This window comes from Collinsella sp. TF11-5AC (assembly GCF_003436775.1).
Lineage (GTDB): Bacteria > Actinomycetota > Coriobacteriia > Coriobacteriales > Coriobacteriaceae > Collinsella.
The window spans coordinates 14308-39088 of the sequence record NZ_QSQO01000018.1 but is presented as its reverse complement, the minus strand read 5'-3'; the positions used below and the strand labels follow the sequence as shown (position 1 = coordinate 39088).

Below are 24781 nucleotides of genomic sequence, written 5' to 3'. Positions count from 1 at the left end.
TCCAGGGCGGATTGGCGAGGAATAGAAAAAGGGTCGGAAGCGAGCTTCCGACCCTTTAAAAACATCAAAGATGATGCGATACGCGTTGGACTACAGCGCGAAGTCGCCGCCGACGAGCGTGGAGACGGGCTCCTCGTGGTAAACGGCGGAGATGGCCTGAGCGAACTCCTCGGCGACCGAGATAGTCTTGATCTTGCCGCCGACCTCGACGGGGATGGCGTCGGTGACGACGCACTCGACGATGGGGGCATCGTTCAGGCGCTCGATGGCCGGACCGGAGAAGATGCCGTGGGTGGCGCAGACGTAGATGTCACCGGCGCCCATAGCCTTGAGCTCCTTGACGTTGGCGCACAGGGTGCCAGCGGTGTCGATCATGTCGTCGTTGATGATGCAGGTCTTGCCCTTGATGTCACCGATGATGCCCATGACCTCGGCGGCGTTGTGGCGCGGACGGCCCTTGTGGGCGATGGCCAGGTCGCAGCCGAGCATGTCGGACAGCTTCTTGGCGGCCTTGGCGCGACCCACGTCGGGGGAGACGACAACCAGGTTGTCGGTGTCGAAGTGCATGTCGTTGTAGTACTGGCCAAACAGCGGCAGTGCGGACAGGTGGTTAACCGGGATATCGAAGAAGCCCTGGATCTGGCCCTGGTGCAGGTCGAGGGTGATAATGCGGTTGACGCCGGCGCGCTCGAGCAGGTTGGCGACGAGGCGGGCGGTGATGGGCTCGCGCGGGCCGGCCTTGCGGTCCTGGCGGGCATAGCCGTAGTGGGTGATAACGGCGGTGATGGAGCGGGCGGATGCGCGCTTGGCAGCGTCGGTGGCGATGAGCAGCTCCATGAGCATGTCGTTGACGTTGCCGCCGGCCACGGACTGAATCAGGAAGACGTCGGCGCCGCGGACGGTCTCGTCGTAGCGGGCGTAAATCTCACCATTGGCGAACTGCTTTAGCGTAAGGCCCGAAAGCTCGACCCCAAGGTACTCAGCAATCTTCTGAGCGAGGGGACGGTTGGAGGAACCGGAATACACGCGGATGGACTTGCGCATATTCTCCGACTTCTCGGGATCATTAATCGGCATTACCCTTCTCCTTTATACATCGAATGCCATATAGATGCCTTGTTGCATTGTAACCGCGCGGCGGGGTTTATCGGGTCTTGATAACGTCTTTACCGCCAACGGACACGAACCGACCACTCATCCGGTTGCGCAGGTCACGATAGAAAAAGGAGCCGCCCCCATGGAGCAGCTCCTTTTGTGCTTGGTAAAACGTTATACCTCGTCGTCCTCGTGCAGGCGGCGGCGGTAATCGGCGGCCCAGCCCTCAATATTTACCTGACGGGCGCGGCCCAGACCGAGCGCGTCTGCCGGGACCGGCTCGGTGATGACGGAGCCGGCGGCCACGAGTGCACCGTCGCCGATCTGGGCGGGCGCGACCATCATGGTGTCGGAGCCAATGAAGGCGTCCTTGCCGATGACGGTCTTGTGCTTGTGCACGCCATCGTAGTTGCAGGTGATGGAGCCCGCGCCCACGTTGACGCCGGAGCCCATGGTGGTGTCGCCGATGTAGGACAGGTGGGGCACCTTGGAACCCTCGCCGATCGTGGACTTCTTGATCTCCACGTGCGTGCCGGCCTTGGAGCCGTCGAGCATGTGGGTGCCCGGGCGCAGGTAGGCGCGCGGGCCGCAGTCGACGCCGTTCTCGATGACGGCCTCAATGGCGATGGTCTCATCGATGGTGCAGCCGCTGCCGACGGTGGTGTCGGTGAGGCGGCTGTTGGGACCGAGCTGGCACTCCTCGCCCACGGTGACGTGGCCGATCAGGTGCGTCTGCGGCCACACGACGGTATCGCGGCCGATAACGGCATCGGGGCCGATCCAGGCCTGTGTGGGGTCGATGAAGGTAACGCCCTCGGCCATCCAGTGCTCGTTGATGCGGTCGCGCGCGATGGCGGTGAGCTGTGCGAGCTGGATGCGGCTGTTGACGCCCAGGCCGTCGCGGTAGTCGTCGCAGTGGAAGATGGAGACAGCCTGGCCGTGGCCTTTGAGGATCTCGAGCATGTCGGGCAGGTAGTACTCGGATTGCGCGTTGTCGTTGCCGATCTCGTTGATGTGGGCGGCGAGCTGCGTGCCGTCAAATGCGTAGCAGCCGGCGTTGCACTCCAGCAGCGTGGCGGCCTGCTCGGGCGTGCAGTCCTTCTGCTCGATGATGCGCTCGATCTGACCATCGGCGCCCAGCTTGATGCGGCCGTAGCCGAAAGGATCGGGCGGGGTCATGGTCATGACGGTGCAGGCGAGCTCGCCGGTGGCGACGGTTTGCGCGAACTTGGCGACGGTGTCGGCGGTGATGAGCGGCAGGTCGCCGTTGAGCACGACGACGGGGCCTTGCGTGATGCCGCAGGCCTCGAGCGCGACCTTTACGGCGTGGCCGGTGCCCAGGCGCTCGGTCTGCTCGACGCACTCGACCTTGGTGGCGCTGTTGGCGTAGGCGCCGTCGATGAGGGCGCGCATCTCGTCGGCGTGGCTGCCGATGACGACCACGACGCGGCTGCAGCCGGCCTTGATGGTAGCGTCGACGATCCACTGGACCATGGGCTTACCCAGGATCTTGTGCGAAACCTTGCAGTGGTTCGACTTCATGCGGGTGCCCTCGCCGGCAGCGAGGATAATTGCGGTTGCGTCCATGTGATCTCCTGTTACGTTATAGAGACGTGTGTTTGGAAACGATACACGGCGCAATATGATACCGCAGGCATATGACGAGCGCGTAACGATTGGTTTGCGGCGGTTGAGGCTTGGGCCGTCGGTGCGGCGTTTGCGCTGGTTGTGTATGGCGGAGGCGCTGCGGCGTTGTCGTTTGAGCGAGGGGACGGGGGTGCCCGTGGATATCATGCGAGAGGAATCGGGCAACGAGCCCGTCGCGGCATTCTCGATGTCGCATCCGGCGGTGCCGTCACTCTACATGGTGCTGACGTTGGGGCTCACCATGTTCTCGATGCAACCGGTGCTGATTGCGCTGTCGCTCGCGGGCGGGTTGGCGTATGGATTTGCGACGCGCGGGGCTGCCCGCACGTTGGGCGCGCTTCGCTGGCAGCTGCCGGTGATTTTGATCATTGCACTGGTCAACCCGCTGTTTAGCGCATCGGGCTCGACCGAGCTTTTCCATATTGGCATGCGCGTGGTGTATTTGGAGAGCATGATGTACGGCCTGTGCATGGGTGGGCTGTTTGTGGCGAGCGTGCTGTGGTTTGAGGCCGCGGCGTCGATGCTCGAATACGATAAGGTGCTTGCGCTTTTGGGCAACGCCGCGCCGGTGATCGCGCTCATGATCTCGATGTGCATGCGGCTTATCCCACAGTTTTTGCGCCGCGGTCGCACGGTGCTGGCGGTGCAGGACGCGATCGATGTGCCGGGGCGCGCGCCGGCCGACCCCGTGCGTTCGCGCCTGCGGGCCTCGAGCGTGCTGATGGGCTGGGGCATGGAAGATTCGCTTGAGCGCGCGGATGCCATGCGCTCGCGCGGGTGGGGTGCTGCGTCGCGCCGTACGACGTATGCGCGGTATCGGCTGAGGCGCGGCGATGTTGCCGCGCTGGTTGGACTTTCAGTGTTTGGTACCGCCGCGGTGGCGGTGGCATGGACCGCGACAACGCAGTATTCGTTTTACCCGCAGCTTTCGGTGCCCGCGCCGTGGCTGGGCTATGTCGTGTACGCTGCCTGGATGGTGCTGCCCTGCGTGCTGCATGCGATCGATGAGAAGAGGTTCGGCTGATGGCTCGGTTGGATAGTGGCCCGGTGTCGGGCGCGGCGTGCGACCCGGATATGCCGGCGATTGAGGTGCGGAGCCTGAGCTTTACCTACCCCGGGGCTGATGCTGCGGTGCTCGAGGGGCTCGACTGGTCTGTCCCCCAAGGTGCATTTGCGCTGCTTGTTGGCGGTACCGGATCGGGTAAGTCGACGCTGCTGTCGCTGCTCAAGCCCGAGATCGCTCCGGCGGGCGAGCGCACTGGCGATGCGCGCGTGCTGGGCGAGAACGTTGCCGACATGGACGTGCGCGCGTCTGCGGAGTGCGTGGGCTACGTGTTCCAGGATCCCGAGAACCAGATTGTGTGCGAGACCGTGTGGCACGAGATGGCGTTTGGCCTGGAAAACTTAGGCATGTCGCGCGACGAGATGCGCCGCCGTGTTGCCGAGACCAGCTATTTCTTTGGTCTGGAGGACTGGCTTCATCGCGATACCGATACGCTTTCGGGTGGCCGCAAACAGCTGCTGTCGCTTGCCGCCGTCCTGGCGCTGCGTCCGCGTGTGCTGCTACTCGACGAGCCCACGTCTCAGCTCGATCCCGTTGCCGAGAAGAATTTTCTGCACGCGCTGTTTCGCGCGAACCGTGAGCTGGGCTGCACGGTTGTTGTGGCTACGCATCAACCGCGGCCGATGCTCGAGTATGCGACGTGTGCGTACCGGATTGAGGGCGGTCGTGTGCGCGAGGTGGCGGATATGGCTTCTTTGGGACGCCGAGAATCGCTGTTTTCCGATGACATGTTGGGGTGGGGTGCCATCCGATGTGCAAAAAACGGAGTATTCAGCAGGCGTGAGGACAATTTGGGCTCTCTGGAGCCGCCCGGGGACGTAGCGAGCGCGAAAAAAAGTTCGGAATTGGACAAATCGTCCGAATTTGTGGCGCAAACGTCACTCGAGAACGGCTCGGAAGCCTTCCCGCGCACGGATGGAGGCAGAATACTCCAAAAAATGCACGGCGGGTCGGCTACCACCCTGTCGGAAGGCTGGTTTCGCTACGATCGCGTTGGCGGTTGGGTGCTGCGCGGGCTCGATGTGACGTTTTCAGCCGGCGCGGTGCATGCGGTCGTGGGCGGAAACGGCTGCGGCAAGTCGACGATGCTCTCGGTGCTGGCCAAGACCGCCAAGCTGCAGCGCGGCCGCATGGTGCGCGGAGCGGCTTCGGCGGCGCTGCTGCCACAGAATCCCAAGGCCCTGCTGGTCGCCGAGACGGTTCGCGATGAGCTGATGGAATGGGCCTCGACCTGCGGATATGACGAGAACTTGGCGCGGGAGCGTGCGGCGCAACTGGGATTGGACGGCCTGGAGACGCGCCACCCCTACGACCTCTCGGGCGGACAGCGCCAGCTGCTCGCGCTGGCAAAGCTGCTGCTGATTGGCCCCGAGCTGCTGCTGCTTGACGAGCCCACGAAGGGCTTGGACCTGGAGAGCCGCCGTATCATCGCCCGCGCCCTGCGTGACCATGCGAATGCCGGCGGTACCGTCATCATGGCCACGCACGACTTAGACTTTGCCGAGCAGGTGTCCGACGACGTCGCCATGATGTTTGACGGCGAGATTGCCTGCATGGAGCCCCCGGCCGACTTCTTTGCCGACAACGTGTTCTATAGGGCGTGATGGGATGACGGACTGTCGTTTCTCGCGCTTGCTTGCAAAACTGGAGATCCCGCTGCTGCTGGCGGTGCCAGCCGTGATGGCTGCGGCGTTGCTGGTGGGCATTGAGCAGGCGGCGCTTGCCATGCTGGTTGTAGTGGCGCTCGTGCTCGCACTGTTCTTTGCGGGTTACGAGGCGTCGCGCCCGGGCCTGCGCCAGATTATGCCCACGCTGGTGTTGGCGGCGTTGGCCGCGGCGGGGCGCATCTTGTTTGGCCCCATTCCCGACTTTAAACCGGTGAGCGCCATCGCCATTATCGCGGGGGCGACGCTTGGTCGCCGCAATGGTTTTATGGTTGGCGTGTTGGCAGCGCTGACCAGCAATTTCTTTTTTGGGCAGGGCATGTGGACGCCGTGGCAGATGTATGCCTGGGGTCTGGTGGGCTATATCGGTGGCGCACTGGCGCATGCGGGCGCGTTTGACCGCGCCGATGGAACCGTGCGAATGCCGGCACTGTTGGCGTATGGCTTTGCGTCGGGCTTGCTGTATGGCGTCGTGATCAACGCGTATGACATCATTGGTTTTGTACAGCCGCTTACTTGGGCGGGTGCCGTGGCGCGTCTTGCCACGGCAGTGCCGTTCGATATTACGCACGGCCTTGCGACCTGCGTGTTTTTGGCCGCCTTGTACAAGCCTTGGTGCCGTCGCATTAACCGTGTCGTCGTGAAATACGGGCTGTAGGGCTGGTCGCGCCGGGGCGGGAATCAATACTGCCGAAGTGCCATTTTAAAACTATGCCGGTTTACGGGGCTAGATTGGCGCGGGCCGACCATACCAGCATTTTTCGAAATAGGGCACACCGTCTACCTGCGTTTTATTATCTCGGAATTGCATATGGTTGGGGGTTCGCGATTCAGCCCCGTAAACCGGCATAGTTTTGGAATGGCCGGCTGATATGACGGGCATCGTGGCCCTCAGAGAGCCAAATTGATCCATTTTCTTCCGTCCCCAGATGTCCCCAGGGAATCAGTTGACGGCGCTTGCCACGAAACTGGCCCATCTACTACGTTTAGCTTGATAGTCCCGACCATGACCGCGTTTTATGAAAAACCGCAGGCTTTCTACGTGCGGTTTTCTTTTTGCGTTGTTCGCTGTGGTTGAGGGTGGTGGCTTAAACGTAGTAGATGGGCGTGTTTCGTGGCGGATGGGTCACGTGGATACCCCCACGAGGCCCAAAATGATTCGTTTTCCTCCGTCCCCAGGGGATCAGCTGGGGCTAGAGCTCTAGCGCGAGGGTGACGGGGCAGTGGTCGCTGCCGAAGATGTCGCCGCGGATGCCGGTGTCGCGTACGTTGTCGGCGATGGCGTCACTCACCAGGAAGTAATCGATGCGCCAGCCGGCGTTGTTCTTGCGCGCATTAAATCGGTAACTCCACCAGCTGTAGACGCCCTCGACGTCGGGGTTTGCCGCGCGCCAGGTGTCGGTAAAGCCGGCGTTGAGCAGCTCGGTAAACTTGCCGCGCTCCTCGTCCGAAAAGCCCGCGTTGCCGCGGTTGGACTTGGGGTTCTTAAGGTCGATCTCCTCGTGCGCAACGTTAAAGTCGCCGCAGGTTACGACGGGTTTGCCGCCCTCGCGCTCAAGTGCGCCCAAAAAGCCGCGGTAGGCATCGTCCCACGCCATGCGCACGTCGATGCGCGCGAGCTCGTTTTGGGCATTGGGCGTATAGACGTCGACAAACCAAAACTTGTCGAACTCGAGCGCGCAGACGCGGCCCTCGGTTGCAGCCTGCGCTACGAGCTCGGCCGCCTCGCCCTCGCCGGCGTAGGGCAGCAGGGCATCGGCGTGCAGCACGCGCAGCGGTTCCTGGCGGCTAAAGACCGCGGTGCCCGAATAGCCTTTGCGCTCGGCGTAGCTCCAGGTTTGGTGATAGCCGGGCAGGTCGATATCGACCTGGCCCTCTTGCAGCTTGGTCTCTTGCAGCGCCAGGATGTCGGCATCGAGCTCCTGCGCGATCTGGATAAAGCTCGGGTCCTTTTTGAGCACGGCGCGCAGACCGTTAACGTTCCACGAGGCAAAGGTGTAAGTCTGAGGCATGGTGTCCTTTCGACGGGGTTGGCAGGCTTAAGATTAACGCAACTAGAGCGGGGCGGAGTCCGCGAGTGATAGTGCGAACGCCGCCGTCCCGGAGACACGGACGGAGGACATATATGACGCAGGCAATATCGGATCCCAAGCAGGCCTCCGCCGCGCTGGCGGAGCTGTTCGAAACCCATAGCCACGTGGTCTTCTTTGGCGGCGCGGGTGTTTCCACGGCAAGCGGCATTCCCGATTTCCGCAGCGTGGACGGTCTGTATCACCAGCGGTTTTCCTATCCGCCCGAGACTATGCTCTCGCATAGCTTTTATGAGACGCATCCGGCCGAGTTCTTCGACTTCTACCGCACCAAGATGATCGCGCTTGGCGCCAAGCCCAACTGCTGCCACACCAAGCTGGCCGAGCTGGAGCGTGCCGGCAAGCTCGACGCCGTGGTGACGCAAAACATCGATGGCCTGCATCAGGTGGCCGGTTCACGGCGCGTGTTTGAGCTGCACGGCTCGGTCCACCGCAATATCTGCCAGACGTGCGGCGCGGTCTACAGCGCCGAATGGATTTGCGCGCGCGAGCACGAGGATGCCGTGGGCGTGCCCGTGTGTCCTGCGTGCGGCGGTCGCATCAAGCCCGATGTGGTCCTCTACGAAGAGCCGCTCGATGAGCGTGTGCTTACCGGCGCCGTTGCTGCCATCGCCGCAGCCGACGCCCTCGTCGTGGGCGGAACCTCGCTCGTAGTGTATCCGGCGGCGGGCCTTACGCGTTACTTTACTGGCGATACGCTGGCCATTTGCAATTTGGCGCCCACCGATCAGGATGCAAATGCCGACCTGCTGATTTCTTGCGACATCGCGGCCGCGTTTGCGTTCTAGTCCGCGCGCGCGGATACAATAGAAAGACTGATTGCAAAGCGACCCCGCCGTCAGCGCCCGAGCGCGGCGGCGTGGGCATTTTAGGAGGATGTTCATGGCGAACGACAGCAAGACATGGCGGTGCGGAAAGTACGAGCTCAGCTTTGATCGTCCGCGCATCATGGGCGTCCTCAATGTGACGCCCGATTCGTTTAGCGACGGCGGGGAGCACTTCGACCCGGATGCCGCCATCGAGTACGGCCTGGCGATGCTCGATGCCGGCGCCGACATCATCGACGTGGGCGGCGAGTCCACGCGCCCCGGCTTTACCCCGGTCAACCCCGACGAGGAGGCGCGTCGCGTGCTGCCCGTCGTGCGCGCGCTCGCCAAAGAGGGCGCTATCGTCTCGATCGATACGCGTCATGTGGCGGTTGCCAAGGCGGCGGTGCGCTGCGGTGCTTCGATTGTCAACGATGTGACGGGCTTCACCGACCCCAAGATGGTCGAGTTCGTTAAGACGAGCACCTGCGGCGTCATCGTAATGCACGCCGGCGAGGTCGCCGCACCCGCTCGTACGCACGCGACGGTGCAGCTCGATACTTCGGCCGCGGCGTTTGTTGCCGAGAAGGCGCGCGAGGCGGCCGCCGAGGCTGCGCGCGAGGCTGAGAAGCCCGCTCGTCGCCGTCGCGGCAAGTTGTTGGGCGACCCTAAGCCCGAGGCAAAGCTCCCGGGTGGCGTGGTGCAGCCCTCGCTGCCGTTTGGCGAATCGGAGCCCGCGCCCGAGCCTGTTGACGAGCCAGAGACGCCGACTGCCGAGCAGGCTGCCCCTGCCGCCGCTGCACCCGAGACCGTGCCCGCAGCTACCGAAGCCACACCAGAGCCCAGCGACCACCTGGCCGCCATGATGCGCCGCAGTGCCCGCCGTGAGGAAGCCTATGTGCCCACCTCGCAGCTCCGCCGCTTTACCCTGCCCGATTCGGCGCCCATCATGCGCCGCGTCATGGGCTTTCTGTCCGATCAGGCCCGCACGCTCATCCATGCCGGCGTGTCGCGCGACCGCATCTGCATCGATCCCGGTCCGGGCTTTGGCAAGACGGCCAACGAGGATATCGTCATCCAGCGCGAGACCGCCAAGATGGCGTCGCTGGGCTATCCGCTCATGTGCGCCGTGTCGCGCAAGCGTTTTGTGGGCGCCGTCTCGGGCGTGACCGAGGCCGCCGCGCGCGATGCCGCCACGTTTGGCGTGTGCCTGGGCGCCATCCAGGCCGGTGCCAACATCGTGCGCGTGCACGACGTCACCGGTTTCGCGCAGTTCCTGAACGGTTACTGGGCTGTCGCCAAGCCGCAGCCACGTCGCGCGTTTGTGGCCGTGGGTTCCAACCTGGGGCATCGCTGCGACAACATCCGCGCCGCCCGCGACATGATTGCCGAGATCCCGCTCACCTGCGTGTCCAACTCCTCGCGCATCTACGAGAGCGAGCCGGCCTACGAGACGCGCCAGGACGCGTTTGCCAACGCCGTTATCGAGATCAAAACCGAGCTGGCGCCGCTGGTGCTGCTCGACGAGCTGCAGAAGATCGAGCTCGAGCTGGGCCGCGACCGTTCCAAGAAGGCTAAGGTCAACGGCCCACGCACTATCGACTTGGACCTGCTGTGGATGGATGGCGAGACTCACGGCGGCAAAAAGCTGCGCCTGCCGCATCCGCTGATCGGCGAGCGCGACTTTGTGCTGGTGCCGCTCGAGGACCTGATGCACGACCCGGCGCGGTTCTTCCGCTTCAACGGCGTCGAGGTCAAGGAGCCCGAGGATCGCGTGGGCCATATCGTGGGCGAATTGGGGCGTATGTAGATGATCGAGATGAATGCTGTTGTCGCCGGTACCGAGCTCGACGCGGCGCGTGACGCGGGCCGCGAGGGCATGTCCGCGGGCCGGTGCGCGTGGAGCGCGGGCGATGCATCGCTGACGTTTTCGCTGGTCGTGCGCCCCGATGTGAACATGCACGCCTTCCACGGCCTGCCGTTTGTGGCCGCAATGGGCATGATGGACGCGCTCGCGGGCACGGCCGCAACGCCGGGCCTGGGGCTTGCCGGCAAGGTGGGCATCCAGTGGCCGAGTGGCATCGTGTGCGGCGCGCCTGCGTTTGAGACGTCGCTCGCGCGCGTCGCCGTCAACGGCGGTGCCGGTGCCGCGGGCATGTTTGCCGCGGTGACGGTGGATATTGAGCGTTCGGCACTGGGCGAGCTCGGCGTGGATATGGGCGACGAGGTACTGGTCGAGGCATTGGCCGCGGCGGTGCTCGCTCGCGTTGACGCCTGGGCGGTTGCCGCCAACACACCACAGGGCGCTGCCGGCCCGCTGGCCCCGGTGCTGGGCGAGTATTTCGATATGGTGCCGCTGCTGGGTCGTCAGGTCGCGGCGGTGTCGCCCAACGGCCTGCCGCTCGCGGTCGGCGTGTTTGCGGGCCTGGACATCTGGGGCCGCGCGACCATTAAGACTGACGCCGGCGAGCAAGAGTTTCCGCCCGAGGCCGTGCGCATTCGCGGGCTGTAGCGCGCGGCGCCCGCACTCAAAGATAACGATGACAACAAGACCCTCCTCGGCCTGTGCCGGGGAGGGTTTCGCCTATCTGGGGAATGGGTTGCCAGCATCCTATTCCTCAAAACTGAAAAATTTTCGTTTTTGAGGAATAGCGATAAAAGACCGCGAGGAGGCCCCGATGAAACTCATCAATAGAACGTCATATATGGACACGTTGACGAGTCTTATTGGCGTGCCGGACATCAAGGTCATCACGGGCATCCGTCGTAGCGGTAAATCAAAATTGCTCGAGGCCCTCCGCGATTACGTGGAGGCACATCTGTCCAATTCGAATGTCATCCATATCAACTACAACCTCGATGAGTTCGAGAACCTGCTCGAGTATCACGCGCTGCTCGCCTATGTAAAAGAGCATCGAGTGTCCGGCAAACAAAACTTTCTGCTTATCGATGAAGTTCAGATGTGCGACGGTTTTGAGCGTGCGATCAATAGCCTTCACGCATCCGAGCAGTACGACATATTCATTACCGGATCGAATGCCTTTTTGCTGTCGAGCGATCTGTCGACGCTCTTTACGGGGCGTACGTTCGAGATCGAGGTTTTCCCATTCTCGTTTGAGGAGTATCGTCTCTATGGCGACGAGGGCGAGGTCGACCGCGACTTCGATGAGTACGCGAGAACCGGCGGTATGTCCGGCTCTTACCCTTATCCACTGCAGGAGCAGCGCTATCAATATCTCTCCAACGTCTTCAAGACGCTCATTGTGAGATATATCGTGCAGCGGCATAACGTGAGAAACGAATCGGCGCTGCTGCGCATTGCCGATTACATGATGGACAACGTTTCCAACATTACGTCGGCACGCAACATTACTGATGCATTAAATGCGGATGGGTTAAAGATTACGAACAAGACGGTCGGCACGTACATGGGGTACCTGTGCGATGCGTTTGCCTTCTATAAAGTTCGTCGGTACGACATTCGTGGCAAAAAATACCTTAAGAGCGGCGAGAAGTACTATCTGGCGGACCATGCGTTTAAATATGCGCTTCTTGGTACACGTGATATGGATTGGGGACGCGTATACGAGAACATGGTGGCAGTCGAGCTGCTGCGCCGCGGATACGAGGTATATGTCGGCGTGCTCTATAAAAAGGAAATAGACTTTGTAGCAATCAAACGGAGCGAGAAGCTCTATATTCAGGTGAGCGACGACATCAGCTCGGATAAGACATTTGAACGCGAGATTTCACCACTGCTGAGCATTGGCGACGCGTACCCCAAGATGATTCTCGCCCGCACGCATCACGAGGCCACGGATCGCGATGGGGTGCAGATCGTGGACCTGGCGAGGTGGTTGTGCGGCGAGGCTTAGCAAAAGGTCCTATTCCTCAAAATCGAAAAAATTTTGATTTTGAGGAATAGGACCGATGCGTTGCCTAGTTCGCCGCTCGCGCTCGACTTAAACCCCGCCTTACCCCAGCCTCTGCATGCGGCGGTAGATTTCGCAGATGCCTTTGATGGTGAGCTGCCCGTCGACCACGTCGAAGGCGTCGGTTGAATCGGCGACGATGCTGGCGAGGCCACCCGTGGCGATAACGGTGGCGTCCTCGCGCCCCAGCTCGCGCTTCATGCGCGCGACCAAGCCCTCGGCCATGGCGGCGGCGCCCGTTACGGCGCCGACTTTGATGCACTCCTCGGTATCGCGGCCGATGGCGTGCTCGGGCGCCTCGAGCGGAACGCTGGCGAGCTTGGCGGCTCGGGCGGCGAGCGCGTCCATCGAAATGCGGATGCCCGGCGCAATCGCTCCACCAATGTAATAGCCGTCCTCGTCGATGACGTCGATATTGGTTGCGGTGCCAAAGTCCACCACGATCGCCGGGGCGCCGTAGAAGGTCTCGGCAGCGACGGCGTTGGCGATGCGGTCGGCACCAACGGCCTGGGGACGCGCCGCCCGCAGCTTGGTCACGGCCGCCGTCTGCGGCCCAATGACGATGGCGTCCGCGGCAATGCGGTTGGCCACGGCGTGCCACTCGCGCGAGAGCTGTGGCACCACGCCGGCAAAGGCGATCGCGTCGACCGCGCCGAGCGAGAGGTCGTACATCTTAAAGAAACCCATCAGGCGCACGTGGACCTCGTCGGCGGTATAGGAGCGGTCGGTGGGCATACGCCACGACTGCACCAACTTGTCTCCGTCAAACAGGCCCATGGCCGTCTGCGTGTTTCCCATATCGATAGCGAGCAGCATGTCTACTCCAGGTGTCGGCGTAAAAGGACGCGCACCATTGTATACGCGCCGTCGGGGCCGCTGAGCCGCGATTCGCTTACGGTGATATGGGCTGAGGGGTTTAAATATGAAGGAATTATGCTCTACGAGATTTTCCTTGCCGCTTACCGAACTCCCGCGTAATATTCTTTCTTGCGCACATGAGGCGCCCAGACATTGCGGGGTGGAGCAGTCTGGTAGCTCGCCGGGCTCATAACCCGGAGGTCGTAGGTTCAAATCCTGCCCCCGCGACCAAGACTTTTAGCAGCTCAGAGGCATTGTTCCTCTGGGCTGTTTTCTTTTTTGACTTTCAATCTTGGTCGAATTTTGGTCGAAATCAATTTTAAACAGCCTATTTTGAACAGGGCGCCTGCCTGAACCAGCCAGCACAGAAACAGAGGGTAGGGATTACGGGTTGTAGGATGCCGACGGACAAGCACCATGCTGCCTCAAATCCGCATGGAGCTTGGCCGGGGCCGTCTCTTTGCCTCAAGGCGGGCAGTGAACTCAGGCAATCGAACCTCTTCGCATTTGTTCTCTAGGAACTGAGCGACACGCTCCTCGCAATTAATGTTGCCGTTATATGCGGAATACCAGAAGAGAGATCGCAGGGCGTAAGTCAGTGCATGAAGGGCTGCCCGTCGTTTTGATAATGACATAATTAAGCGGCAAACTAAAGCGATCGGAGCGACCATGATTCTTGATAGCCTGCGTAACAGCGCGTCTTTTAATGAAACCGACCGAGCTATTGCTACCTATCTGCTCAATCATACCGGCGACCTTAAGACCCTCACTATGGCAAAGCTCGCACAGGAGACTTATACTTCGAACGCGACTATCATCCGCTTTTGCAAGAAACTGGGCCTAAGCGGCTATCGAGAGTTGATCATGCAACTCATCCAGGAGATAAGCGGGGATTATCTTCTGGCTGCCACCGTTGATCGCAATCGTCCTTTTGACAGCACCGACTCAATTGAGGCCATCGAGGGTAACCTTGCGAATCTCTTGAAGGGCATCATAGATCAAACGAAAATCGAGCTCGATAGCGCCAAATTAAGCATAATCGCTAAGGCGGTTCTTAGCGCCCCACGAATTTACATCTTTGCCAAAGGGGAAAGCTACCTGGCGGGATGCATCTTTCGCAACAATCTTCTTAAGCTCGATCGTCATGTCACCATGGCGGACGACGGAGGCCTGCAGACACTGCATGTTAAAAACGGCAAGCCCGGCGACCTGTTTTTATTCCTAAGCTACAGTGGCATTCACTATGACTATTCCAAATACGCTGCCACTCTTTCCGAGCGCGGAATCAAGCCGTGTCTAATTACGGCGTTTTCTGATTCGGTGCTCGCCAGGCAATGCGATACTGTCTTGCCCATTCCAAAATCAGAACGCGTGATTGGAAAGGTGGCAAATTACTCTTCTTTGGTCTCGCTCACGTATACGCTTCAGGTTATTTATTCGCTTATATTCAATCAGGACTATCAAGAGAACTATCGTGTAAAACACGAGGCCGATTCATTCATCTTCACGAGTTTTGCTGAGATCTAGGCATATAAAAGATGGCCCCAAGGCAATTGCCTTGGGGCCATCTTTTGTGCTTTTGGTATTTGGGCGGTTCCTCTACTTCAGCTCAGGCCAATAGCCCTTGTTCGCCTCGATCATGTCGTCCAAGACTTCCTTGGCCACGCGTGCTGAGGGAATCGTGCGATTGAGGGCGAAGGCTTCGAGTGCCTTCTGGTAGGAACCTTCGATAACGGCTTCGACCACAAGGCCTTCACAGGCATCCTGCTGTTCGATAAGGCCCTTATAGAAGCGGGGAATCTTCCCGACGCGAATCGGTTCGGCTCCTCGATCAGTGATGTACGCCGGAACCTCGACTGTCGCGTCGTCCGAGAGGTTCTCGATTGCACCATTGTTGGGCACGATCACCAGCTGGCGATGGCGCAGGTCTTTTGCCAGAGACTTGACGACATCGACAATGAACTTGCCATGCACGCCTACGTAGAACTGCGTGAGATCGACCTTTTCACCGCGCTTAAGCGCCGCAGATGCGTCGAAGATGCGCTTTTCGCGGCCGTTTACGACCTGCATGCCACGCGTGTTATTGATGTCCATGTACTCCACGCAGGCGTCGGGCAACAGGTAATACTGGTAATAGGTGTTGGGGAGGTAATCCTGGAATAGCGTAGAAATCGTTGCCGCATTCTTGAAGGTGTGGGCCCAATCTGGGTCCTTCACCAAGGCATCGTTGAGGCTTGCTTCGGAAATGTAACCGTACTTGCGCACATGTTCTTTGAGCTTGTCCGTAACGTCGACGCCCTTGCAGCGTACGTTGGTAAACCACCCAAAGTGATTGAGGCCAAAGTAGTCGACCTCAATGTCGTTGAGTTCGCACCCTAAAATCTCTGCCATGCGGGCTTCAATCTCCACTGGCATATCGCAGATGTCGAGAATGCGAGCGTTAGGACGCAGCTTGTGCATTGCCTTGGCTACGATGGCAGCGGGGTTGGAGTAGTTGACGATCCAGTAGTCCTTGCAGGCGTACTCCTCGCAGAAATCGACAAGCTCGCACATGGGGAAGATGGTTCTCATGCCATATGCCATGCCACCTGCTCCGCAGGTCTCTTGGCCGACTACGCCATGGCGCAGGCTGATTTGCTCATCCTGGATACGCATCTTGAGCCCGCCCACGCGCATCTGCGCCATAACAAAGTTCGCATCTGTAAATGCTTCTTTGGGGTCGACGGTTACATGCAGGGGAATCTCGGGAGCAAGGTCATCGATGACTGCTTTAACCACCACGGCGACCGTATCTTGGCGCTCCTCGTCGATGTCATAGAGCCAAAGCTCGCGAATCCCCAATTCATCCTTTTGGTCGATCAGGTCTTTGACGATGCCGGCGGTATAGGTGCTGCCGCCGCCGCAGATGACAATCTTGTATCCGTTCATGTTGTTCATGCCTTTCAAATCAAATTGAGCCGCAGATAATCTTGACCACTATCTGTATGAAGTAAGTAGCGATGTTGATAACCGCTGCCATGCCTGCAATGCTGCCTGCGTCCGTGTGCCTTCCTGAATGCCGGGTCCAAACCGCTGCGAGCAGACCAAGGAGCGGCCAGATAAAACCACATACGAATGCAGCCATGAGAGCGAGAAGACCCTTTGTCGACTTTTCTTTATACATGTTGAGCAAACGTTCGAACATGTCTTGGATTGAATGAAACGTCTTGGTTAGCATGAGGTCTCCTCGCTTATCGCCCGTCGATTAGGCGATCGTTAATCTTCCAGATTAAGGATGGGACGCAGCAGGTCGTAGACGGAGTGCACGTTGGTTCCCACAACAATCTGGACATTGGTACCGTTCTTAAACAAGCCCTTGTCGATAGCCTTCTTGATGGTCTCTTCGTTGACCTTGCTGGGGTCTTTGACCTCGACACGGAGACGAGTCATGCAGCAGCCCATGGTGTTGATGTTGTCCTTGCCGCCAAGGCCGTTGATGATGTTCTGCACCATCTCCTGCTGTTTTGCGTCGACTTCCGGCGTTCCGGAGGACTCGAGAGCATTGTTGTCTCCGGAGACCTCTGCAGACCACTCTGCGGAACGGCCGGGCGTCATGAGGTTGAGTTTCTTGATTACCATCGCCAGAACGATGAACGAAACGGCGGCAAACACGATGCCCAAGACGATGTAAATCGGGAACTTGGTGACGCCCATTGGCAAAGGCAGGCCGAGCGTGAGCAGCTCGATGCCACCGTACATGTTAAGCAAGCGGACTCCCAGGACAAACAGGAGCATCTCGCCCAGTCCGTAGAACAGGCTGTAGGCAACCCAGAGAATCGGAGACGCGAACAGGATCATGAAGTCAAGCGGCTCGGTGATGCCGGAGAGCATGGCTGTGATGTAAATAGGCACCAGCATGGCTGCAACGGCTTTTCGATTCTCAGGACGGGAGGTTGCAATCATTGCGAGCACGGTGCCAAGGGTTACGAATTCCTTGCCAAAGCCGAACATGGCAAAGCGGACAGAGGGGTCGACTGTGGTGAGGGACCCGTCGGCGATAAGAGGAAGCTCGGCATAGAAGATGTTTGCTGCGCCAGAAACGCTCTGGCCGGCGATGACCGCCGTGCCGCCAATCGCGGAGTAGTCAAACGGCATCCACATAAAGTGGTGCATGCCGAGAGGTACGAGGACGCGGTTCAGGAAGCCGTAAATGAAAACGCCCAGACCACCCGAGGCTGCGATGAATGAAGAAGCGTTGCTGATGGCGTTGGCGATAGGGGGCCACACGATAGTCGCTCCGATGCCGAAGACAATGCTCAGCGGAACCATCGCCAGAAGGGCCAGGCGGGGTCCGCCGTAAATCCGGATATACTCCGATACCTTTACGTCGATCAGTTTGTTATAGAGCCAACCGCAGAAGCATCCGATGAGTACGCCGCCGAAGACGTTGACATCGGTAACTTGAAGACCCAGCACCGTTGCCTGGCCAGTGCCATACAGACCCATCGCGCCGGCTTTTGCCAGCTGATCGGTGAGCGTCAGGTAGGCGTTGTTGACATACAGGAACATGAGGTAACTAATAAGTCCAAACACTGCCGCGTTGGATTTTTGTTTCTTTGCGAAGCCTGCCGTTAGGCCGACTGCGAAAATCACCGGCAGGTTGCCGATCACCGCGGAGTTGGTTGCCGCGGAGAGCAGCGTGCCCAGATCTGCGACAACTCCGCTGCCGAGCGAGCATACCGTGGCGATGGCCAAAATGATGCCCGTTACCGAAAGGTACAAAATAGGGTCGACGATAACGCGGCCAAAGTTCTGGAAGGCCGTTTTGACTTTATCCATCTCTTCCCCTCTCCTAACTAATCTCGGGGGCTTGCCCCTTGGACAGAGGAGGCGCTCACATGCTTGCCGGCGTTGGATGTTGATGTCCACCTCTGTTTACTGGCTTCATGATAGATAGAGTGTTCACAAAACATGCGGGACGGAACAAACGGTGCTTAAAACGAGCTCGGCTAGTCTTTTTCGCTGTTACCATCTTTCCATTTCGGCCAGCGGTATACATTTTTAGGCAAACGGCTTTGGGTGCGAGCGGCTGGTCGTGTCTTGATTTGCCAGGTCTGGAATCCGTCTATCTCTATTTGCATCAGGCTCGTGTGAAGTCTGGATATTGAGGAGGCGTTTCGACTCTTGCCATCCGTGTATCCTGGAGGAAAGGAGGGGGAGTCGAAAAAGTTCTTCCCAACAGAGGACTATGAATACAGGCTGGATCCGTCGTATGGGCCAAAGGACGAAGGAAGAACAGACGCTATGCCTCCAGCAGAGCCCAGGAACAACCGGGTGTTCTCACTGCTCCAGAAATACAACCGGCATGGTCTTCTGGTTCCAGTTGGCGCCGACCATATGTGGAACGCGGCGATGGAGAGCAAGTTCTGCCGGTTGACGCTCCTCGGCAAACATTATCGAGGGCTTGCGGACCAGGGCCTACTTTGACATGTTGACTAACGAGGCTTTCAGCGATCATGCTCAAACTTTAGGGCTTGTGGCAAGAGGTCGGATAACGCTCAAGCCGTTTGATGCTCATCGTCTTGGATGAGGTCTATGCCGAAGCACTTCTTTCCCGCGTCCTTGAGGGATGCGCCGATGTGATACGCGGTCGCACCGTCGAGGATAAGGAAGCGGTCGTGGAACGTTCTGGTGCGGCGGACGGTGAGCTGCGGGTACTGTGCGTTGAACACGTCGACATCGCCTTGCGTGAGCCGGTTGCCGGACGTGTAGACGGTCACCGCGACGCCCTTGCGCTTCTTTGCGAGGATGTTCAGGGTGTGGACATCTACGTAGCCATCCACGAGGGAGATTTCGCGCTCGGCGCGGCCCACGAGATCTGTCAGCAGGCTGAAGGCGTCGAGCATCTGCCCGGCGAAGAAGATCCGCTGGGGTTTCTCGACCTCGCCTTCGAGCAGGTGGAACACCTGGTTGAAACGCTCGTTGGTCGATTGCTGAAACGCCGCCTGACTCAACTCGACGCCGCGCAGCCGCTCAAACAGGGTGGCATTTTCGGCGAGGAGGTGGCGCATGGCGACAAACGCCCTCATGATACTGATACTGGTCTGCACCGCCACTTCGCTGCGTAGCACGCCGGACAGCATGGCTATGCCCTGCTCGGTATAGGCATAGGGGAGGTAACGTCGCCCGCCGCGGCCCTCCATGGTCTTTGAGGTTCCAATTTGGCACCTCAAAGACTCGTCCTCCTCCTTGGTCAGTTGAAAACGGAAGTCCTCGGGGAATCTGTCGGCGTTGCGTGCGGCGGCGCGGTTGAGATTCTTTGTCTCTACCTCGTATAACCGAGCGAGATCGGTGTCGAGCATGATTTGCTGCCCACGGACGGTATGGATTAGGGGCTCTATGTTTGCGGAATCGGTCGGGGCTATCGGCGCGCTCGTTTCGACCGATTCGTCCTCGGCATCAAAATCGCTCATGGTTCCTCGATTCAAAGATGGGGACGCTCCTGCGTCGAAAGCATTTTATCATCCTGGGCTTTATCGCCTGCCGGTCCAGCGGCGATGACCCCTGACGTTAGGGAGGGAGTGTGCTTCGTCGTGGCGACGTCTGCCCTAAGCCTCCTTCGCCATGACGGTGATCCGGCTCCCGTCGATGGTGATGGGCGCGCCCGCCTCGCGCTGGATCTCCAGAAGATCGGCGGCTTCGCGGTCGTTCCCTCCCATCATGTGCGCGTACACGTCCATCGTCATGCTCGACACCTCGTGGCCGGGCCTTCCCTGCACGCTCTTCGGGTCGATGCCGTTGCCGATCAGGAAGGTGGCCTGCGTGTGTCTCAGCTCGTGGAAGTCGTAGCCGACGTAGAGCCTCCGCTTGCGGCCGCCCTCCTCGGCCTCCTCCATCCTGCCGAGACCGTGCTCGATGAAGTGGCCCTTCTGCCACGTCGAGAAGTTGTCGGGGTCGTGGAAACCGAAGTCGCTGTCCGAGCACACCGGGGTGTCCGGGGTCTGGGAGAGGCCCTGAACCTGCATCCGCCTCGCCTTCGAGCGGGCGGAATATCCGGTCGAAGCGCTCGTCGGTCGAATAGAGTGGTCGCTCTATGTCGCACCTCTGTCGCAGTAATGTCGCACCTTGGCCGCGGTGGCATCGATGACCCAAGGGGTTACCCCTTTGTCGCTCCCCATGGCTAACTAATGCCGGCGTGCACCGGCGCGGCGTGAATTAGGGAACTCTGCTGTGGGGTTGGGAACCTTTACTGGGGGCTGCCGTTGGCCAAATCCCATCCCGGACATGACGGTCCCGTTTCCGGACATTCGCGGACAATGTCCGGAAACGGGCTAAAAATGTCCGGAAAAGGGATGAAATGTCCGGAATTGCGGGGTTGGCCCACGCCCGGGCTGCCGTGGCGCGGTCCTCGGTATGACGGCGGGGCGATGCCGTCGGCCTGTCCGCTTTTCCACTCGGGCTTCTGGTCTCTAGCCTCTCAAACAAAATCTCGATCTGTAACAGGTAGGCCCGATTTGGGCGGCTAGATGTTACAGATCGAGACAAACCAGCAGCCGGCCTCCGTTTGTCTAAATCTGTAACACAAGGGACGGTTTTTGCCGAGTAACTGTTACAGATTTAGATGTTCTGGCAGACCGGGTTGGTTTGTCTTGATCTGTAACAGGTAGAGGTCAAAAGTGGGTCTAACTGTTACAGATTTAGATTGTTGAGGATGGGCCGAGGGGAATGTCTTGATCTGTAACACGAGGAACGGTATTTGCCGAGTAACTGTTACAGATCGAGACAAACCCCCAACCCAACCCTGCCCCATCCACCAGCCCTCACCCGCTATCCGCCGATTTCCGTTGCGTCGCCGTGCTCCCATGCCATATCCTCTAGACAACTACGCGGCATCATCGCCGCCGCGCCTACAAGAGAGGAATATCCATGACCGCACTTGCATCCAAGCTGCTCCAGCCCATTACGGTTGGCCCCCTTGAGCTCAAGAACCGCATTATGTTCCCGCCGCTGACCACCGGCTACGAGGAGCGCGACGGTTCCATCGGCGAGCGCAGCCTGGCTTTTTACGAGCGTCTGGCCCGTGGCGGCGTGAGCTACATCGTCATCGGCGACGTCGCTCCCGTCATGACCGCGAGCCCCACGCCCAAGCTGGCGACCGACGCCCAGATCCCCACGTTTAAGGCACTGGCCGACGCCGTCCACAAGCACGGCGCCAAGGTCGCGCTGCAGCTGTTCCACCCCGAGTACGACGTGCCCGGTGTCGGCCGCATGGTCATGGGCTCCATGGCTGCCGCCAAGGCCGCGCAGGAGGCCAAGGCCGCCGGCGACGAGGAGACCTTCGCCGCCAAGATGGCCGAGTCCAACGAGATCCGCAAGCAGGCCTACGCCAAACTGCACCACGACATGCAGCACTTTGTGAACGAGGCCACCGTGGAGCAACTCACCCAGATCAAGGAGGCCATCGCCGCCTCGGCCGCCCGCGCGCAGCAGGCTGGCATCGACGCCATCGAGGTCCACGGCGACCGTCTGGTGGGTTCGCTGTGCTCCGCCATCCTCAACAAGCGCACGGACGAGTATGGCGGCTCGTTCGAGAACCGCGTCCGTTATGCGCTGGAGGTCGTCGCCGCCATTAAGGAAGCCGCGCCGGAGCTGATGGTGGAGTACAAGCTCCCCGTGATCATGGAGAACCCCGACGGCACGCCGCGCGGCAAGGGCGGCCTGCTGCCCGACGAGGCCTGCGAGTTTGCCAAGCTGCTCGAGGGCGCGGGCATCGATATGATCCAGGTCGCACAGGCCAACCACACCGGCAACATGGGCGACACCATTCCGCCCATGGGCGCCATGCCCTACAACTGGACGCTGCCCGTGGCCGAGCGCGTCAAGGCCCTGGTCTCCGTGCCGGTGGCAACCGTCGGCCGCGTTGTCTCGGTCGAGGCCGGCGAGAAGATCCTGGAAGACGGATCGGCCGACATCATCGCTTACGGCCGTTCGCTCATGTGCGACCCCGACATTGCGCTCAAGGCCGCCACGGGCGAGCCCATTCGCGAGTGCCTCAACTGCAACAAGGGCTGCGTCGATGCGATCCAAAACCGCAAGTACATTTCGTGCGTGCTCAATGCCGAGAACGGAGACGAGGCGACCATCGCCATTAAGCCGGGCGAGGGCGACAAGAAGATTGCCGTGGTGGGCGGCGGTATTGCCGGCCTGGAGGCCGCGCGCGTGGCGGCCAAGCGCGGCTACGACGTGACCGTCTACGAGGCGAGCGATCATCTGGGCGGCCAGATTGTGCTGGCAGCCGCGCCTCCGCGCAAGGACGAGATCATGCGCTCGGTCGAGTATTACGAGAAGATTCTGCCCGGCCTGGGCGTGAAGGTTGAGCTCAACCATACCGCTAGCCCCGCGGACCTCAACGCTGCCGACGCCGCGATTGTGGCTGTGGGCGCGCACGACGTGGTCATCCCCGTTCCGGGTGCCGATTCGGAGAAGGTCGTCTCGAGCTGGGACGTGCTGGCCGGCAAGGTGGAGCTTACGGGCCGCGTCGCCGTTATCGGCGGTGGCCTGGTGGGCACCGAGACTGCCGAGTACCTGCTGCAGCACGGCTGCGAGGTGGCGATCGTGGAGATGCTCGACAAGATTGCCGCGGGCGAGTCCGAGACCATCCTGCCGCTGATTATGAGCGACTTTGCCGAGCATGGCGTTGAGCAGCACGTGAAGACCCGCCTGACCGCCATTACCGACGAGGGCGTGGAGGCCGTTCGCACCACCGAGGACGGCGTCGAGGAGCCGGTGAAGATCGCCTGCGATTACGTGGTGATGGCCGTGGGCTCCAAGGCCAACGCGTTTGACCTGGAGGGCGTGACAGTGCCCGTGACCTGCGTGGGCGACTGCTCGGGCGAGCGCACCGCCGACATCGCGAGCGCCATTCGCACGGCGTATCACGCGGCCAACGAGCTCTAAGCAAGAAAGCCATCGCGTATTGAGTGGGCGGGGAGTGCCGTATCGGTGCTCCCCGCCTTTTTGCCAATAAGAGCGCCCGCTGACCAGCTGGTTCAGAAAATCCGAATCTTGAGTACCAGAAAATCCGAATACTTAGAACACGAAAATCCGAATTATATGAACACGAAAATCCGAATCGCAACCACCCGAAAATCCGAATTTGCTACAGTGGAATAGAGGAATCAGAAAGCAGGACCTGGAAATCTGCGGGGGTGGCTCATGGCAGGTGAGAGGCTACATCGGGACGGATACATCCCACGTATCGTGGATGCGCAAATCGAACGCTACCTTCGCGTCTTTGGCGCGGTCGAGATTGCAGGCACCAAGTGGTGTGGCAAGACGTGGGCCGCGCTTGAGCACGGGGCGTCCGTCTCGTATGTCGACGAGAATCTCGACCTCGCGCGTGCCGACCCGGCGATGATGTTGCTGGGAGACCGTCCGCATATTATCGATGAGTGGCAGCGCGTTCCCCAGATTTGGGACTACGTTAGACACGAGGTTGACCGCACCCGGGGCACGCGCGGCGCCTATATCCTCACGGGTTCCGCCACGCCTGCGTTTGGCTCAAAGGCGGAGGCGCCCGCGCATAGTGGAGCCGGACGCATCGGCCGCGTCCGCATGCACCCCATGACGCTTGCCGAGACAGGTGAGTCCAACGGCAAGGTGAGCCTGGCGGGCTTGTTTGAGCATCGTTTTGAGCCCTGTCGGTGCAATGGCGATACACCGGGGCTTGTCGAAGCCGCCTGCCGCGGCGGCTGGCCCGAGGCGATCGATATGGTTTCGGCTGACGCTCAGCTCATCGCCCGCGAATATCTCAACACCACGTTTTCGAGCAGCTTCCCGGCGGTCGGTCTCGACCCCGATATTGCTCGTCGAGTCTCCGCATCGATCGCGCGCAATCTGGGACAGGCAGCCACGTATAAAACGATTCTTATGGATATGTTCGGTGCCGAGGAGGAACCCGCAGCGTTTGCCGATGAGACCAAGGTGCGCAGGTACCTGGATGCCCTCAAAGGCATGTTCATTCTCGAGGAGGTCCCCGGTTGGGTTCCCGCCGCGCGCGACAAACGACGCTTTACCGTCAAGCCCAAGCGCTATCTGGCAGATCCGAGCCTTGCCTGCGCCTTGCTAGGTATGTCCTTGCAGGCGCTGCTTGCCGACTGGCAGACATTTGGTCTGGTGTTTGAGAATTTGGTCATACGCGACCTTTCGGTCTACGCACGTTCGCTCGACCTGCTGGATAGCACGCCCGTGCGCTATTATCGCGACGATTCGGGCCTTGAGTGCGATGCTATCGTGCAGCTAGCCGACGGACGGTGGGCCGCCTTTGAGATTAAGGTAAGCGAAGATAAAGCGAGCGCCGGCGTTGAGAGCCTCAAGCGCGTTCGCAAGAAGGTCTGTGGAAATCCTCGTTCACGCACACGCGAACCGGAGTTTATGGCCGTGATTGTGGGGGTGGGCGAGTACGCCCGCGAGGTCGAGGACGGTATCTACGTGATACCCGTGCGCGCGCTGGGGCGTTAAGGGACGGCACGCCGTGTGTTCTCCGCCCGGCGCTACGGATTGGTGCAAGGGGGTCAGGTTTGTTTGCACCAAGGGTTTGACATATGGGGGGGGGGAGGCCGCTGGCGCTAACGAGGGCGTGTTAAGG

19 protein-coding genes and 1 tRNA gene are annotated in these 24781 nt (G+C 60.2%); 11 read left to right on the top strand and 9 right to left on the bottom strand.

Features of this window, described 5'->3' with window-relative positions; all coding sequences use genetic code 11:
• Positions 1 to 90: 90 nt before the first annotated feature.
• On the bottom strand, positions 91 to 1077 hold the full coding sequence (locus DXD16_RS07935; protein ID WP_089573682.1) for a ribose-phosphate pyrophosphokinase: 987 nt from the start codon (positions 1075 to 1077) through the stop codon (positions 91 to 93).
• Between the two features lie 192 nt (positions 1078 to 1269).
• A complete protein-coding gene (gene glmU / locus DXD16_RS07930; RefSeq protein WP_117646163.1) occupies positions 1270 to 2682 on the bottom strand; it encodes a bifunctional UDP-N-acetylglucosamine diphosphorylase/glucosamine-1-phosphate N-acetyltransferase GlmU in 1413 nt (470 codons plus the stop codon).
• A 205-nt stretch (positions 2683 to 2887) separates the two neighbouring features.
• Here glmU and DXD16_RS07925 point away from each other — a divergent pair, with 205 nt between their 5' ends.
• From DXD16_RS07925 to DXD16_RS07915, 3 genes are read left to right on the top strand one after another with little or no spacing between them, the layout of a single operon-like run.
• On the top strand, positions 2888 to 3766 hold the full coding sequence (locus DXD16_RS07925) for an energy-coupling factor transporter transmembrane component T (protein ID WP_117655735.1): 879 nt from the start codon (positions 2888 to 2890) through the stop codon (positions 3764 to 3766).
• Positions 3766 to 5409 (top strand): ABC transporter ATP-binding protein, encoded by a 1644-nt coding sequence (locus DXD16_RS07920; protein ID WP_117655731.1) that lies wholly within the window; start codon positions 3766 to 3768, stop codon positions 5407 to 5409. The genes DXD16_RS07925 and DXD16_RS07920 overlap by 1 nt, the downstream gene beginning before the upstream one ends.
• Before the next feature lie 4 nt (positions 5410 to 5413).
• Entirely contained in the window at positions 5414 to 6127 is a 714-nt protein-coding gene (locus DXD16_RS07915) for a DUF6580 family putative transport protein (RefSeq protein WP_117655730.1), read from the top strand.
• A 535-nt stretch (positions 6128 to 6662) separates the two neighbouring features.
• On the opposite strand, the gene DXD16_RS07910 is transcribed toward DXD16_RS07915, so the two are convergent.
• Positions 6663 to 7481: an exodeoxyribonuclease III gene (locus DXD16_RS07910; protein WP_117655729.1), complete on the bottom strand. Its 819-nt coding sequence runs from the start codon at positions 7479 to 7481 to the stop codon at positions 6663 to 6665.
• A gap of 113 nt (positions 7482 to 7594) precedes the next feature.
• Between DXD16_RS07910 and DXD16_RS07905 the strand changes: the two genes are divergently transcribed.
• From DXD16_RS07905 to DXD16_RS07890, 4 genes are all read left to right on the top strand, one after another.
• On the top strand, positions 7595 to 8347 hold the full coding sequence (locus tag DXD16_RS07905; RefSeq protein ID WP_117655728.1) for an NAD-dependent protein deacylase: 753 nt from the start codon (positions 7595 to 7597) through the stop codon (positions 8345 to 8347).
• Between the two features lie 94 nt (positions 8348 to 8441).
• Complete coding sequence (gene folP / locus DXD16_RS07900) at positions 8442 to 10175, top strand: dihydropteroate synthase (protein WP_117655727.1); 1734 nt, start codon at positions 8442 to 8444, stop codon at positions 10173 to 10175.
• A complete protein-coding gene (locus tag DXD16_RS07895; protein WP_117655726.1) occupies positions 10176 to 10877 on the top strand; it encodes a hypothetical protein in 702 nt (233 codons plus the stop codon).
• A gap of 166 nt (positions 10878 to 11043) precedes the next feature.
• A complete protein-coding gene (locus DXD16_RS07890; protein WP_117655725.1) occupies positions 11044 to 12240 on the top strand; it encodes an ATP-binding protein in 1197 nt (398 codons plus the stop codon).
• Between the two features lie 99 nt (positions 12241 to 12339).
• Here DXD16_RS07890 and DXD16_RS07885 read toward each other — a convergent pair whose 3' ends face one another.
• Positions 12340 to 13113, bottom strand: a complete 774-nt coding sequence (locus tag DXD16_RS07885; RefSeq protein WP_117655724.1) for a type III pantothenate kinase — start codon at positions 13111 to 13113, stop codon at positions 12340 to 12342.
• 196 nt (positions 13114 to 13309) lie between these two features.
• Here DXD16_RS07885 and DXD16_RS07880 point away from each other — a divergent pair.
• Both DXD16_RS07880 and DXD16_RS07875 read left to right on the top strand, forming a co-directional pair.
• Positions 13310 to 13386 (top strand) — tRNA-Met (locus DXD16_RS07880).
• A gap of 438 nt (positions 13387 to 13824) precedes the next feature.
• The gene (locus DXD16_RS07875; protein WP_117634627.1) at positions 13825 to 14682 is read left to right on the top strand and encodes a MurR/RpiR family transcriptional regulator; all 858 of its coding nucleotides are present in this window, start codon (positions 13825 to 13827) and stop codon (positions 14680 to 14682) included.
• 72 nt (positions 14683 to 14754) lie between these two features.
• Here DXD16_RS07875 and DXD16_RS07870 read toward each other — a convergent pair whose 3' ends face one another.
• The 5 genes from DXD16_RS07870 to DXD16_RS07845 all read right to left on the bottom strand — a co-directional run bounded on the left by DXD16_RS07870 (position 14755) and on the right by DXD16_RS07845 (position 20159).
• Positions 14755 to 16083 (bottom strand): 6-phospho-alpha-glucosidase, encoded by a 1329-nt coding sequence (locus tag DXD16_RS07870; RefSeq protein ID WP_233502673.1) that lies wholly within the window; start codon positions 16081 to 16083, stop codon positions 14755 to 14757.
• Positions 16084 to 16102: 19 nt separating this feature from the next.
• Positions 16103 to 16372: a hypothetical protein gene (locus DXD16_RS07865; protein ID WP_117634623.1), complete on the bottom strand. Its 270-nt coding sequence runs from the start codon at positions 16370 to 16372 to the stop codon at positions 16103 to 16105.
• Between the two features lie 38 nt (positions 16373 to 16410).
• Positions 16411 to 17973, bottom strand: a complete 1563-nt coding sequence (locus tag DXD16_RS07860; RefSeq protein ID WP_117655723.1) for a PTS transporter subunit EIIC — start codon at positions 17971 to 17973, stop codon at positions 16411 to 16413.
• Positions 17974 to 18692: 719 nt separating this feature from the next.
• A complete protein-coding gene (locus tag DXD16_RS07850) occupies positions 18693 to 19607 on the bottom strand; it encodes an ORF6N domain-containing protein (RefSeq protein ID WP_117655722.1) in 915 nt (304 codons plus the stop codon).
• A gap of 135 nt (positions 19608 to 19742) precedes the next feature.
• Positions 19743 to 20159: a tyrosine-type recombinase/integrase gene (locus DXD16_RS07845; protein ID WP_117655721.1), complete on the bottom strand. Its 417-nt coding sequence runs from the start codon at positions 20157 to 20159 to the stop codon at positions 19743 to 19745.
• A 901-nt stretch (positions 20160 to 21060) separates the two neighbouring features.
• Between DXD16_RS07845 and bilR the strand changes: the two genes are divergently transcribed.
• Together bilR and DXD16_RS07835 are read left to right on the top strand one after the other, a co-directional pair.
• Positions 21061 to 23091 (top strand): bilirubin reductase, long form, encoded by a 2031-nt coding sequence (gene bilR / locus DXD16_RS07840; RefSeq protein ID WP_117655720.1) that lies wholly within the window; start codon positions 21061 to 21063, stop codon positions 23089 to 23091.
• A 258-nt stretch (positions 23092 to 23349) separates the two neighbouring features.
• On the top strand, positions 23350 to 24654 hold the full coding sequence (locus DXD16_RS07835) for an ATP-binding protein (RefSeq protein WP_117655719.1): 1305 nt from the start codon (positions 23350 to 23352) through the stop codon (positions 24652 to 24654).
• Positions 24655 to 24781 lie beyond the last annotated feature (127 nt).

Excerpts from the sequence above, each read along its gene's own strand:
- DXD16_RS07935 (WP_089573682.1), bottom strand. The coding sequence starts at position 1,077 with ATGCCGATTAATGATCCCGAGAAGTCGGAGAATATGCGCAAGTCCATC.
- glmU (WP_117646163.1), bottom strand. The coding sequence starts at position 2,682 with ATGGACGCAACCGCAATTATCCTCGCTGCCGGCGAGGGCACCCGCATG.
- DXD16_RS07925 (WP_117655735.1), top strand. The coding sequence starts at position 2,888 with ATGCGAGAGGAATCGGGCAACGAGCCCGTCGCGGCATTCTCGATGTCG.
- DXD16_RS07920 (WP_117655731.1), top strand. The coding sequence starts at position 3,766 with ATGGCTCGGTTGGATAGTGGCCCGGTGTCGGGCGCGGCGTGCGACCCG.
- DXD16_RS07915 (WP_117655730.1), top strand. The coding sequence starts at position 5,414 with ATGACGGACTGTCGTTTCTCGCGCTTGCTTGCAAAACTGGAGATCCCG.
- DXD16_RS07910 (WP_117655729.1), bottom strand. The coding sequence starts at position 7,481 with ATGCCTCAGACTTACACCTTTGCCTCGTGGAACGTTAACGGTCTGCGC.
- DXD16_RS07905 (WP_117655728.1), top strand. The coding sequence starts at position 7,595 with ATGACGCAGGCAATATCGGATCCCAAGCAGGCCTCCGCCGCGCTGGCG.
- folP (WP_117655727.1), top strand. The coding sequence starts at position 8,442 with ATGGCGAACGACAGCAAGACATGGCGGTGCGGAAAGTACGAGCTCAGC.
- DXD16_RS07895 (WP_117655726.1), top strand. The coding sequence starts at position 10,176 with ATGATCGAGATGAATGCTGTTGTCGCCGGTACCGAGCTCGACGCGGCG.
- DXD16_RS07890 (WP_117655725.1), top strand. The coding sequence starts at position 11,044 with ATGAAACTCATCAATAGAACGTCATATATGGACACGTTGACGAGTCTT.
- DXD16_RS07885 (WP_117655724.1), bottom strand. The coding sequence starts at position 13,113 with ATGCTGCTCGCTATCGATATGGGAAACACGCAGACGGCCATGGGCCTG.
- DXD16_RS07875 (WP_117634627.1), top strand. The coding sequence starts at position 13,825 with ATGATTCTTGATAGCCTGCGTAACAGCGCGTCTTTTAATGAAACCGAC.
- DXD16_RS07870 (WP_233502673.1), bottom strand. The coding sequence starts at position 16,083 with ATGAACGGATACAAGATTGTCATCTGCGGCGGCGGCAGCACCTATACC.
- DXD16_RS07865 (WP_117634623.1), bottom strand. The coding sequence starts at position 16,372 with ATGCTAACCAAGACGTTTCATTCAATCCAAGACATGTTCGAACGTTTG.
- DXD16_RS07860 (WP_117655723.1), bottom strand. The coding sequence starts at position 17,973 with ATGGATAAAGTCAAAACGGCCTTCCAGAACTTTGGCCGCGTTATCGTC.
- DXD16_RS07850 (WP_117655722.1), bottom strand. The coding sequence starts at position 19,607 with ATGAGCGATTTTGATGCCGAGGACGAATCGGTCGAAACGAGCGCGCCG.
- DXD16_RS07845 (WP_117655721.1), bottom strand. The coding sequence starts at position 20,159 with ATGCAGGTTCAGGGCCTCTCCCAGACCCCGGACACCCCGGTGTGCTCG.
- bilR (WP_117655720.1), top strand. The coding sequence starts at position 21,061 with ATGACCGCACTTGCATCCAAGCTGCTCCAGCCCATTACGGTTGGCCCC.
- DXD16_RS07835 (WP_117655719.1), top strand. The coding sequence starts at position 23,350 with ATGGCAGGTGAGAGGCTACATCGGGACGGATACATCCCACGTATCGTG.